Origin of the sequence: Rhodoplanes sp. SY1 (genome assembly GCF_046000175.1) — a bacterium.
Lineage (GTDB): Bacteria > Pseudomonadota > Alphaproteobacteria > Rhizobiales > Xanthobacteraceae > Rhodoplanes.
The window spans coordinates 109526-122973 of the sequence record NZ_JBEOMB010000048.1 but is presented as its reverse complement, the minus strand read 5'-3'; the positions used below and the strand labels follow the sequence as shown (position 1 = coordinate 122973).

Genomic DNA, 13448 nt, shown 5'->3' with positions numbered 1-13448 from the left:
AAACGCGATAGCCCTGGTAAAGATCCTAGATGAGCGCGATATTGAGATAGCGCGCCATCGACGAAACGACATGCCGCGCACGAGGCGCAACAGTCATCATGATAAGATTGCAAAAATAATGTTTGAAGTCATTTGCTCGGCGTCACGCGTCACCACCAATGAATTTGTTGGCTGGTCAATACAACACAACACTGTGTGGTCGGGGTTTTTTCGGACTAACGAAAGCACTGCAAGAAGCATAATACTGTTCAAGTTACGCCGAATGCTTTATAATGAAGTTAAGCAGCTAAAGGATGCTCCTAATTATCTGTCGGCTTCTGTCCTGGGATATTTGCTGAACGTGCAAGGGGTGGCGGTAGGCGCAAAGCGTGACTTCCGGAGCGCTTATGAGTATCCTCTTAGACGCGCCGTAGTTCTGTGGACTCGCAAAAACTACGTAGCCTTGACGCATAAGCACCCAAAGGTTGCTGCAGCGGTTTTGATTGGTACAATAACTTATGACGAGCGCGGATACCGATTACAAAAGACGTACGCTGAAGGCCTAAGCCTTGTCGCACCTGTTGATGTGCTCGACCTCGATCATCCCCCCATCGAGCAAGCGTAGCCCGGGGTCTTCGTAGCCCGGATGGAGCGAAGCGACATCCGGGGCTTTCTTGCTCCGGCGACCGCCGCACCCCGGGCTTCGCTGCGCTCAGCCCGGGCTACGGAGGCAACCGCGCGGGTCCCCGCCCGCTCAGTTGAGCGTGAACACCCCGTCGACCGCCTTGATCTCGGCCGGCTTGATCAGGCGTGAGTGGGCGACCGTGACCGAGTGGAGCGGGCCCTCCAGCTTGTCCCGCCAGAAGCCCAGAAACTTGTTCAGCTCCGGGAAGTGCGGGTGAAGGTCGTAGTCCTGCCAGAGGTAGGTCTGCAGCAGCCAGGGATGATCCGGCCGCCGGTAGAGGATATGCGCGGTCGTCAGGCCGTAGCCGTGAAGTTGCTGCAAGAAGTCCTTAGAGGCCATGGTGTCCCCCATCCGTCTCGACCGGGAAATCTTCCAACACCACCTCCGTTCATTGCAAGCTCATTTGGTAAACAAAGTGTTCACGGACCAGGCTTGGCAGCCTCGATAAGACAGTGCTACCAGCACTGTACCTTGTGCGACGCCGCAAAGCTTGGCTTCCACTTGCGCATCCAGGAATCAGTGTTGCGGGGACGCCACGCCCTGCCCGCGTAGACCTCGGCCGGCCGGGCGATCAGTCGATCCGCCGAATGTTGGCAATCGGCCCACCCGAGTGCCAATTTTTTCCGGCGCCCCTCTTGAACGGCTTCGCCGCCTCCCCCATGTCGCAGCCGGGCAGCCCGGGGCACGCCGCCCGGTCGGGCCGCCCGACTCCAATTCTTCTCTTGCGACAGAAACTTAGGAGGACAGCATGAAGTTCCGTCCGCTTCACGACCGCGTCGTCGTCAAGCGTATTGAGGCCGAGCAGAAGACGGCCGGCGGGATCATCATCCCCGACACCGCCAAGGAGAAGCCCCAGCAGGGCGAGATCATCGCCGTCGGCCCGGGCGGCCGCGACGAGGCCGGCAAGCTGATCCCGCTCGACCTGAAGGTCGGCGACCGGGTGCTGTTCGGCAAGTGGTCGGGCACCGAGGTCAAGCTCGACGGCGTCGAGGTGCTGATCATGAAGGAGAGCGACATCATGGGCGTTCTCACCGAGACCGAGGCCACCAAGAAGGCCGCCTGACCCGAACAGACTGTCGGACTGATCCAACCTGAACGGACCCTGCCGGATTCTTTTGGGATCGGCACCGTGGTCTCGCCGGGTCGGGAGAACGCAACGGATTCATTCAGGAGCTGATGAACAATGGCTGCCAAGGACGTGAAATTCTCGTCTGACGCGCGCGACAAGATGCTGCGCGGCGTCGACGTGCTCGCCAACGCCGTCAAGGTGACGCTCGGCCCGAAGGGCCGCAACGTCGTGCTGGAGAAGAGCTTCGGCGCGCCGCGGATCACCAAGGACGGCGTCACCGTCGCCAAGGAGATCGAGCTCGAGGACAAGTTCGAGAACATGGGCGCCCAGATGGTGCGCGAGGTGGCCTCGAAGTCGTCCGACATCGCCGGCGACGGCACGACGACGGCGACCGTGCTGGCCCAGGCGATCGTCCGCGAGGGCGCCAAGGCGGTGGCCGCCGGCATGAACCCGATGGACCTCAAGCGCGGCATCGACCTAGCGGTCGAGGCCGTCGTGAAGGACCTCGAGAAGAACTCCAAGAAGATCACCTCCAATGACGAGATCGCCCAGGTCGGCACCATCTCGGCCAACGGCGACGCCGAGATCGGTCGCTACCTGGCCGAGGCGATGAAGAAGGTCGGCAACGAGGGCGTCATCACGGTCGAGGAGGCGAAAAGCCTGGAGACCGAGCTGGACGTCGTCGAGGGCATGCAGTTCGACCGTGGCTACATCTCGCCCTACTTCATCACCAACGCCGACAAGATGCGGGTCGAGCTCGAGGATCCCTACATCCTCATCTACGAGAAGAAGCTCTCCGGCCTGCAGGAGATGCTGCCCCTGCTCGAGGCCGTGGTGCAGACCGGCAAGCCGCTGCTGATCGTCGCCGAGGACGTCGAGGGCGAGGCGCTGGCCACCCTGGTCGTCAACAAGCTGCGCGGCGGCCTCAAGGTCGCGGCCGTCAAGGCACCGGGCTTCGGCGATCGCCGCAAGGCCATGCTGCAGGACATCGCGATCCTGACCGCCGGCCAGGCGATCTCCGAGGATCTGGGCATCAAGCTCGACAGCGTCACGCTGCAGATGCTCGGCCGCGCCAAGAAGGTGACGATCGAGAAGGAGAACACCACGATCGTCGACGGCGCCGGCGCCAAGGCCGACATCGACGCCCGCATCGCCCAGATCAAGGCGCAGATCGAGGAGACCACCTCCGACTACGACCGCGAGAAGCTGCAGGAGCGCCTCGCCAAGCTCGCCGGCGGCGTCGCGGTGATCCGCGTCGGCGGCGCCACCGAGGTCGAGGTGAAGGAGCGCAAGGACCGCGTGGACGACGCCATGCACGCGACCCGCGCCGCCGTCGAGGAAGGCATCCTGCCGGGCGGCGGCGTTGCCCTGCTGCGCGCCTCCAAGGCCGTCGAGGCGGTGAAGACCGCCAACGAGGACCAGCGCCACGGCGTCGACATCGTGCGCAAGGCGCTGTCCTGGCCGGCCCGCCAGATCTCGCTCAACGCCGGCGAGGACGGCTCGGTCGTGGTCGGCAAGATCCTGGAGAACGGCGAGTACGCCTTCGGCTTCGACGCCCAGAACGGCCAGTACGGCAACCTCGTCGGCAAGGGCATCATCGACCCGACCAAGGTGGTGCGCGCCGCGCTGCAGAACGCCGCCTCGATCGCCGGCCTCCTGATCACCACCGAGGCCATGGTCGCCGAGCTGCCGAAGAAGAACGCCCCGGCCATGCCGGGCGGCGGCATGCCGGGCGGCGGCATGGACTTCTGATCGACGCCAGACGTCGTGACGACGAAGGCCCGGGCGAAAACCCGGGCCTTTTGCGTTTCCGACAGGCGCTCTGATCGGCGACGACCGGCGGCCGGCGCACGGCACCCGAAAATGAAAAAGGCCCGGGCGTATCGCCCGGGCCTTTTCCCGTCAGCGCTGCGACGCGCTGGTCCCCCTACCCGCCCCCGCGGGAATTCAGTCACGACCACGCCGTCCGATGCGCGTACATCCGGCGTCATCTGTCCGCCGTGGTCGTCGGCGCCGCAGCGCCTTTGTCTCGAAGAGGATGCGCCGAAGCGGTTAACGGCAGGTTAACGCGACGAAAATAATCCGTGGCAAAGGACTCCCGACCGGTGCACCGACGCGGACACCTGTCCGCGCCGCCTGTTCATGCCGCCCCCTGATCGCCCCGGGACCGGCGCGCGTGACGGTCGTGCGCCGAAACGCCTACTCGGCCGGCGCGGTGTCGACGGCGGGCACCACGCGCGGCGTCGCGACCATCACGACGGCGACGAGGCCGGCGACCGCGGCGAAGAACAGGCCCGAGACGGCAGCGAGCCCGACCAGCACGAGATCGAAGCCACCGCGCGCGTGGAAGAACGCGATCAGCGGCACGGCGACGCCGGCCGACGCGAAGGACAGGAAGTAGCGCACCGCGTAAACGCGGCCCCGCCAGGCGTCGGCCGTGTAGCGGGCGATCACCATGTCGCCGACCGTCACCTGCCCATAGAGCGCCGCCATCACGACGCCGAGCGCGGCGATCAGCATCATGCCGTCGGCCCGCACGGACCAGATCGCGCCAATGAGCAGGAGCCCGACCACGCCGACGAACAGGAGATGCGGTGCGACCCGCTCGGCGATCCGCCCGACCGCGAGCTGGGCGACGGCGCCGCCGAGGAACACGAGGCTCGACAGGCCGCCGACCGCGGCGAGGCCGGCGCCGCCGAGCGCGTCGCCGACGAGCCGCTCGTCGACGATCTTCGGCAGCGCCACCACGATGGTGTTGAAGGTGAGCCCGCCGCAGAACGAGATGATCGTGTAGAGGCCGAAGAACACGATCGCAGCGTTGCGCGGCAGCACGATGTCGGCGACGCGGGCGCGCCGCGCCGTCTCGTGGCGGTCGTCTTCGACCATCGCCAGATAGGCGATGCCGACCGCCAGGCAGACCAGCGCCGGCACCACGAAGGCGGCGCGCCAGCCGAAGGCCGAGGCGGCCAGCACGGCGGTGACGCCGGAGGCGAGCGACACGCCGAGATTGCCGCAGACGCCGTTGAAGGCGAGCGTGCGGCCGCGCGCGTTCGACACCTGGATCAGCATCGCCATGCCGACCGGGTGATAGATCGCGGCGAACACGCCGACCATGAACAGCGCGACGGCCAGCATCGTCATCGTCGGCGCCACGGCGCAGCCGATCAGCGACACGCCGCAGCCGATGAAGAACGCCGCCATCATGGCGCGCCGACTGATGCGGTCGGCGAGCCAGCCGGCCGGCAGCGAGAACAAGCCGAAGGCGACGAACATCGCGGTGGAGAGGACAATCAGCTCCGAATAGGGCCGCTGATAGACGGCCTCCAGGCCGATCACCACGGTCGGATAGATGCCGAGGACGTAATGGTCGATGCCGTGCGCCGTGTTGAGGAACGCGATCGAGCGCCGCGTCTGCTGCGCCGACGGAGGGACGCCGTCGGACCGGTCGGTCGGGGGCATGGACGTTTTTTTCCTGGAGACGACGCGTCATCCTAACACGGGCTAGGCGAGGTGTCGCAAGACGCGCCGACCTTGTGGCACTCGCGCAACGCTCCGTTGCCGGCGCGCACGCGACGTCCGGGTTTCAGGATTTGTTCGCGTGGATCTGGGTCCGGCTGCTCGCTAGGATTGCATCACAGGTGCGGCGAACCTGAGCAGTCCGGTTTCCATGGGATCGTGCCATGTGCCGATCGGATGCCGGCGCGGTCGTGCGAGCGACCGCGCTGCTCGGTGCCCCGCGTCTCGCGCTCGTCGCGTCACTGGTCGTCGCGTCGCTGGCCGTCGCGTCACCGGTCGAAGCGGTCGCGCAGCCGGCCGGCGCCGTCGCCGTCTCGCCCGAAACGCTCGCGGCGCTCGAGGCCGAGCGCCTGCTGCTGTTCGGCGGAACCGATCTGTGGCGCGCCGGCGGGTTCCTGCACGGCGGCGCCGTGTGGGCGCCCGAGGGATTGGCGCGCGACGGCCCCGCGTTCAGGGCATTCGCCGGAACCGGCACCTATCAGTACCGGTCGGGGGCGAACCAGGTGCTCGCCGTGCAGGCGCTCGGCGCGCTGATGCCCGGCTGGATCGTGCGCCGCGAGCGCTTCATCGCGACGGTGTTCGGCGGCGTCGACGTCCAGCATCACTGGACGACGCCACCCGATGCCGGGAATCCGCTGCGCGGGACGCATGTCGGCATGCGGCTCGGGATCGACACCTGGTGGGAGCCGCTCCCCGACACGATGGTGCGCGCCAACGCGACCTGGTCGTCGATCGGTCACGGCTTCGGGCTCGGCGCGGCGCTCGGCTGGCGCGTGCTGGAGACTTGGTATGCAGGGTTCTATGCGGGGCCCGAGCTGCAGCTCTACGGCGACACCAACTATCGCCAGATCCGGATCGGCGCCCACATGACGGGGCTCCGCCGCGGACCGTGGGACTGGAGCCTCGGCTTCGGATGGGTGACCGACTCGGACGACCGCAGCGGGCCCTACGTGCGCATCGGCGTGCTGACCAAGCGGTGAGACAGGTTGCGCGACGCCATCTCCTCCCACCTGCACGGGATGCCGTAACCCCATCGTACGAAACGACTAACCCGCAATTGAGGCTTAGATTTCAAGGCGTTACCAGCGGCAGTCCTCGTCCAAGGCCCGACTAGCTGATTCAAATTACACCGTAAATTAATACTACCGTCGCATGGTCGCGGGCGCGATCGGCACCCTCACGCGACCCATTCGCCGCTGGACGGACGCCGCTCGGTGTCACCCGCTTCGGCCTGCTCGCGCTCCAGACGTGTCCAACGGACGTGCGGCGGCGTTTCAACTCCCAAGTGATTCTCGCCATGCTGTCCAGCATCCGCATCCTGCCCAAGATCCTGAGCGTGATCGCACTGGTCGCCCTCGTCGCCGGTGTCACGTCGTGGTACGGCGCCGCCAAGATCCACCAGGTCGACGACGCCTATTCGCGGTTCCTCGACGACGACGCCCTGGCCTGGGTCTCGATCGCGCGGGCGCATCGCGCCATCTACAGCTACGAGATGCGCCTCTATCGGCTGATCGCCGAGACCGACGAGGCGCACATGCGCACCGTCCTGCCCGAGGTGGAGAAGAGCCTGAACCAGGGCCTCGCATTGATCGGTATCGCCAAGCAGAAGACGCCCCGACACACGCGCGCCTACGAGGCCATCGAGCGTCTGTTCCGCGAGACCGACACGGTCGCCAAGCCGGTCATCGCACTGGCCTTGAAGAACGACAACGCCCAGGCGACCGCGCTCATGCGGACCACCGTCGATCCGAAGATCCGCGAGCTGCTGAAGCTCAACGGCGAGATCGGAGAGCAGCTCAACGGCGAGATCAAGTCGGGCTCCGAAGCCCTGACCGCCACCAGCAACGCGGCGATCTCGTCGCTCTACATGATCACCGGGGTGGGCTGCACCATCGGCGTGGTGCTCGCCTTCCTGATCGCCCGGTTCGGCATCGCCGCGCCGATCGTCCAGCTCGCGAACGGGATGCGCCAGCTCGCGGCCGGCAACTTCGACGTCGTGCTGGCCGGCGTCGGCCGCAAGGACGAGGTCGGCCAGATCGCCGACGCCGTGGAAGAGTTCAAGATCAAGATGGCCGAGAAGGCACGCGTAGAGGCGGCGGAGAAGCTCGAGGAGGACGCGCGCGCCGCCGCGCAGCGGCGCGCCGAGATGGCCGGCCTCGCCGACCGGTTCGAGAGCGCCGTCGGCGACATCGTCAAGACCGTGTCGTCCGCCTCGACCGAGCTCGAAGCCGCCGCCGGCAGCCTGACCCGCACGGCCGAGACGACCCAGCAGCTCTCCACCTCGGCCGCGGCCGCCTCCGGCCAGGCGACCGCCAATGTCCAGTCGGTCGCCTCCGCCACCAACCAGATGTCGTCGTCGGTCGCGGAGATCGGCCGCCAGGTACAGGAGGCGACCCGGATCGCCGGCGAGGCCGTGAAGCAGGCCGAGAAGACCGACGGCCGCATCGGCGAGCTGTCGCAGGCGGCTGGCCGCATCGGCGACGTGGTCAAGCTGATCACGGCGATCGCCGAGCAGACCAATCTGCTCGCCTTGAACGCGACCATCGAGGCGGCGCGGGCCGGCGAGGCCGGCAAGGGGTTCGCGGTGGTCGCCCAGGAGGTGAAGGCGCTCGCGGCGCAGACCGGAAAGGCGACGGGCGACATCGCCGCGCAGATCGCCGGCATGCAGACGGCGACGCAGGAGTCGGTCGCCGCCATCAAGGAGATCGGCGGCACCATCGGCCGCATCGCCGAGATCTCGGCGACCATCGCGGCGGCCGTCGAGGAGCAAGGCGCGGCGACCCACGAGATCGCCCGCAACATCCAGCAGGCCGCGCAGGGCGCCGCCCAGGTGAGCAGCAACATCGACGAGGTCAACCGCGGCGCCGGCGAGGCCGGCTCCGCCTCGGCCCAGGTGCTGTCCTCGGCTCAGGCCCTCTCGATGGAGAGCAACCGGCTACGCGCCGAGGTCGATCGCTTCATGGCGACGGTCCGGGCGGCTTGAGCGGCACGATGGACGAGGTCGGCACAGTGATGCGCAGGCCGGCTCCGCATAGCGGCCCGGGCGATGCGGCCGCCAAGACCGCGGCGGCGCTGCGCATCCGCCGCTCGCATCTCGCCGAGGTGGAGGCGCTGCTCGGCGCCTGGCGCGGCAGCGTTGCGGCGAGCCGGGACGACCTCGCCGCGGTCGCGTCCCGCATCAACGTCGTCGAGGCGCAGATCGGCCGCCTGAAGGCCGCCGCCACGGCTGCGCGCGACCGGCTGGAGCGCGGCGGGCGGCGCTGAGGCCCTTGCCATCACGGCGAAGAAAGCCGAAGCAGAAGCACGAAGGCGGAGCCGAGGCTCCGTCTTTTTTGTTTGATCGCATCGTGACGTCGCGTCATTCCGGGGCGACCGCGACATCAGACACCGCCCCCTGCCCCGCCCTCCGGCGTGCGCGCCGGTGCCGGTGCCGGCGCCGGGCGTCGCGGGAACAGCAGGCGCTGGTACAAGAGGCCGATGCCGACCAGCACCAGGCCGAGGCCGATGAAGGACAGGGCGCGGAACATGCCGGTGAGCCCGGCCATGTCGTAGAGGAACACCTTGGCGACCGTCAGGGTGACGACGGCCGCGGAGGCGAGCCGGGCCGGCTGCGAGCGCAGCAGGATTCCGGTGATCAGCAGGAGCACGCCGAAGCCGAGCCAGGCGGCCGAATAGGTGTACTGTTCGAGATCGCCGGTCGGCCCGACGGTCAGCACGGCGCCGTGGTAGACGCGGCGGATCTCCAGGCTGAGCCACATCAGCGTGAGGCCGACCGCGGCCGTCGCGGCGACTGCCCGATAGGCCATTGGCCGGGTATGACGTGAGACGAGCGCGAGCGTCGCGGCCAGCACGGCCGGCACGCCGTAGCCGAGCAAGATCAGGTTGACGAACGGGCCGCCGACCGCGTCGCCGGTGATCAGCGGGTTCGCGACGACGACCAGCCCACCGACGATGCCGGCGAGCGCCAGCACGGCCATCACCAGCGCGCCGAGGTCGTGCACGATCGATCGGGTGCGCAGCCGCAGCCGTTCGAGCCCGATGGCCAGCGCCAGCCACGCCGCCACCTGGAGGCCGACCTCGGCGAGCGGGCGCCGCGGCACGGCGTAGACGTCGCCGCCCTGGACGAGGTGTCGGATCTCCAGCGTGACCAGCAGCACCGTGAACAGGATCGCCAGCACGTCGACGGTGCGGGCCGCGGCGTCGTCGGCGCGCTGGCGGAGGAGATGCCCGGCGGTCCAGAAGGCGAGCGCCGGCACGCCGTAGCCCCACAGGAGCCAGTTGAGGATCGGCGTGTCGCCGACCGCGTCGCCGACGATGCGCGGCTCCCAGCCGATGCGGGCGAGCACCACGAGCGCCATCGCGGCGGCGAGGAGCCGCAGCGCCGGCAGCGGCCGGTGGCGCTCGACGAGCGCGATGCCCGGCACCGTCAGGGCGAGCGCGATCGTGAGGAAGCCCTTCTCCAGCGCCATGGTCAGCGCCAGCGCCAGCGCCGCGATGGTGCCGACCGCGAAGATCGCCTGCCCCGCCGCGAGGCCCGGCCGGTCGGGCCGGCGCACCAGCGTCTCGGTTGCGACCGCGAACAGCGCGGCGAGCAGCAACGCGAGCCCGGCAAACGGAATGGACTGGTCGAAGCCGGCGATGCGCCAGTAAAGCGCGATCAGGATCAGGAGCGGCGTCGCGATCGCGCACCACGCCCACACCTGCGGGATCACGGGTCGCGCGGCCCGGCCTTGCGCGAAGAAGCCCGCGACGCCGAACAGCGCCGCGAAGCCGAAGCCGGCGAGGAGATGCAGCGTGAAGGACGCACGCACCGGCTCCGGCACGGCCCCCGCCACCGGGCCAGCCGGCGCGATCAGGCTGTCGAGCCTGGTCTCCGTCGCCCATTCGGCCATCACCAGCACGGCGAGCCCGGCCGCGACCGGCACGGCGCCGAGCGCCGCGGTGCTGCGCCAGGCGATCCCGACCGTGGCGACGACCATGAGCACGAAGCCGCTCAGCGCGACGGAGTCGTGGCCGCTGACCATCGTGAGGAGACCGGCCGGCACCAGCCAGGCGGCGAGCGACAGCGACGAGATCTCGTCGACCGTGTCGGGCTCGGCGGTCGGCCCGAACAGCAGGCCGGCGACGATCAGGGCGGCGGCGAGGGCGAAACCCACGACCATGTAGACGGCGTGCGGCACGGCGGTCGCGACCGCCGCCTCGGCGATGCCGGGCAGCGTCCAGGCGCTCGCGAAACAGACCGCGGTCAGCGCCAGCCAGCGCCACAGCCGCGCCCGCGCCAGCGCATAGGCGGCCGCCGTGACGACGATCAGATAGAGGTACAGCGCCCAGAAGCTCGGCTCCTCGGTGGAGACGAGGAGCGGCGTCACATAGGCACCGACCAGCCCGAGCCCGGCGAGCGCCGGGCCGTGCAGCAGCGCCGCCGCGAGCGTCGCCAGCGCGACGACGCCGAGCAGCAGGAAGGCTATGGGCGGCGACAGGAAGCCGTAGAGCGCATAGGCGGCGTAGACGGTCGCATAGGCGACCGTGGTGCCGGCCGCCGTCAGGATGCTCGGCACATGCGCGCTGGGCACCGCGACGGCGCCGAGGCGCACCTCGTTGCGCCGCGTCCACTCGCCAGCAGCGACCAGCGCGGCCGCCAAGAGCGCGCCGAGCGCGACCCGCACGCCGGGGCCGAGCAGGCCCTGCTCGATCGAGTAGCGGACCATGAAGATGCCGCCGAGCGCCAGCGCGACGCCGCCGATCCATACGACCCACTGGGTGCCGAAGCGTTCCTCGAATCCACGCTCGGGCTCCGGCGCGGACACCGGCGCCGGAGGCTGCGCGGCAGCGCCCGTCGCGGCGGCGGTCCGCACCGGCGGCACGGAGGACGGCGGACCGGGAGGCACCGGAGGCGGTGCGGCGGCGGCCGCGGTCTCGTCGGGAGCCTTCGTCCCGGTCGCTTCGGGCGGCGACGGTGGCGCCGGCTCGGCCGCGGACTCCGCGGCCGGCGCGCCCGCCTCGGGCCGCCAGGCGTCGCGACGCACCGGCCTGACCGGCGGGTCGCTCCGCAGCTCCTCGCGCAGGGCGATCACCTGCTGCTCGAGTCCGGCGAGCCGCGCCTTCAGCGCGGCGACGCGGCGCGTCTCGCTCCAGGCCAGGATGATCGCCGCGAGGGCGGCCAGCAGCGCGAGCACTTCCATGTCGGCCTCTCTGCGTCGGCGCACGCAGCGGCGGCACCCGCGCGCGGCGAAGGTATCCTTGGGAACGAAGAGCCTACGACGAAAGCGTTCGCGGCCGGTGAAGCGCGAGGGTCGAATACGGCGGCGCCCTCGCCGGGCCGCATTCGCCCGCGCAGGATCGCGCATGTCGCGCGCCGATTTTCATCTGCTGACCACCTGGGATGTTCCGGCCCCGCCGGAGCGGGTTTGGGCCGAGCTGATGCGCCCGCAGGACTGGCCGGCCTGGTGGCCCGCCGTCACCCGGGCCGACGTGATCGATCCGGGCGACGCCGCGGGCGTCGGCTCGCGCATCCGCTTCGCATGGAAGACCGCCCTGCCCTACCGCTTCGCCTTCGAGATTCTCACCACCCGGGTCGAGCCGCTGGCGCTGATCGCGGGCCGCGCCTCGGGCACGCTCGACGGCACCGGCTGCTGGCGGCTCGCCGCGATCCGCGGCGGCACCCGCGTCACCTACGACTGGACCGTGACGGTCGCGGCGCCGGGGCTGCGTCTCGTCGCCCCGCTCGCCCGAAGAGCCTTCGCCTGGAACCACGACGTGGTGATGCGCCAGGGCCACCAGGGCCTCGTCGCACGCCTGCGCCGCGGCTGAGCACGCCGCCTCGCCGGCGGCCGAGCGCGATACCCGCATGATCCGCCTCACCCGCCGGCCGGACGCGACGGACGCAGGCAGTCCGGAACGATCATGCACGGCGTACCGGCCGCGACGACCGGCGGCGCCGCGGCGAGCCGACGGGACGAGCCGAGCTCGGTCGAGACGAGCCCGCCGAGCACCAAGGCGAGGCCGGCGGCGGCGTAGGCGAGGCGTTCGAGCGGCGACATCGGCGCGGTCCGTTGCGGAGGTGTGGTGTTGTCGCGCCGGGCCGTCGCCGCGTTCGAGCCCTCAGCACCATGATCGCCCGCACCGGCTGCGGTGGTTACCGCCGTCTTGCCGGTCACGAACCTCCGACGAATGCCGATTGTTGACGTGGCGCATGGCGCCGCCGGGGCACCGGCGCAGGCTCGTCGTGCCGGGCCGATGAGCCGCCCGACCGTCGCGTCCGAGGACATCTGCGTTCGCGGTCGTCTCTGGTCGAAGTCGTCCGTTTCGAGGAGGCTCGCATGACCGTCCGTTCGCTTCCGCCGCTGCCGGCCGGTCCCGGCCGGACCTTGGCGATCGCCCTTGCGCTGGTGTTCCTCGCCTGCCTGATGCTCGGCCTGATGCTGCCGATGCGCGGCGCCCATGGCGTCGGCGACCCGGCCGGCCCGCTGGCGGGCGTCACAGCGCGACGGTGACGACACGATCCGGTGACGACACGATCCGGTGACGCGGGATCAGAAACCGGGAAACAGCGTCCGCAGCATGCGCCGGCGCGGCCGGGCCACGGCCGGCGTCTCCGCCCCGGGATGCACCGTGAAGCACCCGCGCATCCGGATGATCGTCCAGATCAGCGGGTTCCAACCGAGCCAGCTCCGCTCCACCTCGCCGGCGAGCAGGTCGGGCCGGACCTCGGGCGGCGCCCCGAACACCTCCGGCATGGCGCGCGACAGCTCGGGCTCGGCGAGGATGCTCCACTTGGAATGGCCGCCCATCAGGGGCGAGCGCAGCCCGAAGACGACCCGGCCGACGCGCGATTCGCGGATCGCGAAGGAGCACATCGCGCACGGCTCGACCGTCGTGTAGAGGGTGCAGCCGGCGAGGCTGCGCCGGCCGAGCACGCGACGCGCCTGAGCCATCGCGACGATCTCGGCGTGGCGCGTGACGTCCTGGGCTTGTCGCACCGCGTTGGTCGCCTCCGCGATCACCTCGTCGTCGCGGCAGATCACGCAGGCGAACGGCAGTTCGCGCATGCCGCCGCCGCGGCCGAGCGCGATCGCCCGGCGCATCATCTGCTCGTCGCGTGCCCCGATCCGTCCCACGTCCATGCCCGCCCTCACCCGGACGGGATTGTGCGGAACGCGGCGCCGACAAACAAGCCGACCGAAAGCCGGTTCGGCGGCG

General features: G+C 69.6%; 13 protein-coding genes. 8 read left to right on the top strand and 5 right to left on the bottom strand.

Features of this window, described 5'->3' with window-relative positions:
* Positions 1 to 604, top strand: a 604-nt coding sequence (locus ABTU92_RS14150; RefSeq protein ID WP_408091644.1) for a hypothetical protein, incomplete at its 5' end; no start/stop codon positions are given.
* Between the two features lie 129 nt (positions 605 to 733).
* On the opposite strand, the gene ABTU92_RS14145 is transcribed toward ABTU92_RS14150, so the two are convergent.
* Complete coding sequence (locus ABTU92_RS14145; RefSeq protein WP_201159635.1) at positions 734 to 1003, bottom strand: usg protein; 270 nt, start codon at positions 1001 to 1003, stop codon at positions 734 to 736.
* Between the two features lie 409 nt (positions 1004 to 1412).
* Here ABTU92_RS14145 and ABTU92_RS14140 point away from each other — a divergent pair, with 409 nt between their 5' ends.
* Together ABTU92_RS14140 and groL are read left to right on the top strand one after the other, a co-directional pair.
* Complete coding sequence (locus ABTU92_RS14140) at positions 1413 to 1727, top strand: co-chaperone GroES (protein WP_408091641.1); 315 nt, start codon at positions 1413 to 1415, stop codon at positions 1725 to 1727.
* A 120-nt stretch (positions 1728 to 1847) separates the two neighbouring features.
* The gene (gene groL / locus ABTU92_RS14135) at positions 1848 to 3485 is read left to right on the top strand and encodes a chaperonin GroEL (RefSeq protein ID WP_408091639.1); all 1638 of its coding nucleotides are present in this window, start codon (positions 1848 to 1850) and stop codon (positions 3483 to 3485) included.
* A gap of 447 nt (positions 3486 to 3932) precedes the next feature.
* Here the strand turns inward: groL and ABTU92_RS14130 are convergent, their stop codons facing one another.
* A complete protein-coding gene (locus ABTU92_RS14130; RefSeq protein WP_408091637.1) occupies positions 3933 to 5192 on the bottom strand; it encodes an MFS transporter in 1260 nt (419 codons plus the stop codon).
* A 221-nt stretch (positions 5193 to 5413) separates the two neighbouring features.
* Between ABTU92_RS14130 and bcsS the strand changes: the two genes are divergently transcribed.
* The 3 genes from bcsS to ABTU92_RS14115 all read left to right on the top strand — a co-directional run bounded on the left by bcsS (position 5414) and on the right by ABTU92_RS14115 (position 8513).
* Positions 5414 to 6229: a cellulose biosynthesis protein BcsS gene (gene bcsS, locus ABTU92_RS14125; protein ID WP_408091635.1), complete on the top strand. Its 816-nt coding sequence runs from the start codon at positions 5414 to 5416 to the stop codon at positions 6227 to 6229.
* Positions 6230 to 6546: 317 nt separating this feature from the next.
* On the top strand, positions 6547 to 8232 hold the full coding sequence (locus tag ABTU92_RS14120) for a methyl-accepting chemotaxis protein (RefSeq protein WP_408091633.1): 1686 nt from the start codon (positions 6547 to 6549) through the stop codon (positions 8230 to 8232).
* Positions 8233 to 8261: 29 nt separating this feature from the next.
* A complete protein-coding gene (locus ABTU92_RS14115; RefSeq protein WP_408091631.1) occupies positions 8262 to 8513 on the top strand; it encodes a hypothetical protein in 252 nt (83 codons plus the stop codon).
* A gap of 116 nt (positions 8514 to 8629) precedes the next feature.
* Here ABTU92_RS14115 and ABTU92_RS14110 read toward each other — a convergent pair whose 3' ends face one another.
* Positions 8630 to 11431 carry a DUF2339 domain-containing protein gene (locus ABTU92_RS14110; RefSeq protein ID WP_408091629.1) on the bottom strand — a complete coding sequence of 934 codons (2802 nt, stop codon included), beginning with the start codon at positions 11429 to 11431 and terminating at the stop codon, positions 8630 to 8632.
* 163 nt (positions 11432 to 11594) lie between these two features.
* On the opposite strand from ABTU92_RS14110, the gene ABTU92_RS14105 reads away from it, so the two are divergent.
* On the top strand, positions 11595 to 12059 hold the full coding sequence (locus tag ABTU92_RS14105) for an SRPBCC family protein (protein WP_408091627.1): 465 nt from the start codon (positions 11595 to 11597) through the stop codon (positions 12057 to 12059).
* 47 nt (positions 12060 to 12106) lie between these two features.
* On the opposite strand, the gene ABTU92_RS14100 is transcribed toward ABTU92_RS14105, so the two are convergent.
* Positions 12107 to 12289 carry a hypothetical protein gene (locus ABTU92_RS14100; protein WP_408091625.1) on the bottom strand — a complete coding sequence of 61 codons (183 nt, stop codon included), beginning with the start codon at positions 12287 to 12289 and terminating at the stop codon, positions 12107 to 12109.
* Positions 12290 to 12568: 279 nt separating this feature from the next.
* Between ABTU92_RS14100 and ABTU92_RS14095 the strand changes: the two genes are divergently transcribed.
* The gene (locus ABTU92_RS14095) at positions 12569 to 12742 is read left to right on the top strand and encodes a hypothetical protein (protein WP_408091623.1); all 174 of its coding nucleotides are present in this window, start codon (positions 12569 to 12571) and stop codon (positions 12740 to 12742) included.
* A gap of 39 nt (positions 12743 to 12781) precedes the next feature.
* On the opposite strand, the gene ABTU92_RS14090 is transcribed toward ABTU92_RS14095, so the two are convergent.
* Complete coding sequence (locus tag ABTU92_RS14090; protein ID WP_408091621.1) at positions 12782 to 13372, bottom strand: nucleoside deaminase; 591 nt, start codon at positions 13370 to 13372, stop codon at positions 12782 to 12784.
* Positions 13373 to 13448: the final 76 nt, after the last annotated feature.

Bases quoted from the DNA above. Each gene is read 5' to 3' on its own strand.
- ABTU92_RS14145 (WP_201159635.1), bottom strand. From the start codon at position 1,003: ATGGCCTCTAAGGACTTCTTGCAGCAACTTCACGGCTACGGCCTGACG.
- ABTU92_RS14140 (WP_408091641.1), top strand. From the start codon at position 1,413: ATGAAGTTCCGTCCGCTTCACGACCGCGTCGTCGTCAAGCGTATTGAG.
- groL (WP_408091639.1), top strand. From the start codon at position 1,848: ATGGCTGCCAAGGACGTGAAATTCTCGTCTGACGCGCGCGACAAGATG.
- ABTU92_RS14130 (WP_408091637.1), bottom strand. From the start codon at position 5,192: ATGCCCCCGACCGACCGGTCCGACGGCGTCCCTCCGTCGGCGCAGCAG.
- bcsS (WP_408091635.1), top strand. From the start codon at position 5,414: ATGTGCCGATCGGATGCCGGCGCGGTCGTGCGAGCGACCGCGCTGCTC.
- ABTU92_RS14120 (WP_408091633.1), top strand. From the start codon at position 6,547: ATGCTGTCCAGCATCCGCATCCTGCCCAAGATCCTGAGCGTGATCGCA.
- ABTU92_RS14115 (WP_408091631.1), top strand. From the start codon at position 8,262: ATGCGCAGGCCGGCTCCGCATAGCGGCCCGGGCGATGCGGCCGCCAAG.
- ABTU92_RS14110 (WP_408091629.1), bottom strand. From the start codon at position 11,431: ATGGAAGTGCTCGCGCTGCTGGCCGCCCTCGCGGCGATCATCCTGGCC.
- ABTU92_RS14105 (WP_408091627.1), top strand. From the start codon at position 11,595: ATGTCGCGCGCCGATTTTCATCTGCTGACCACCTGGGATGTTCCGGCC.
- ABTU92_RS14100 (WP_408091625.1), bottom strand. From the start codon at position 12,289: ATGTCGCCGCTCGAACGCCTCGCCTACGCCGCCGCCGGCCTCGCCTTG.
- ABTU92_RS14095 (WP_408091623.1), top strand. From the start codon at position 12,569: ATGACCGTCCGTTCGCTTCCGCCGCTGCCGGCCGGTCCCGGCCGGACC.
- ABTU92_RS14090 (WP_408091621.1), bottom strand. From the start codon at position 13,372: ATGGACGTGGGACGGATCGGGGCACGCGACGAGCAGATGATGCGCCGG.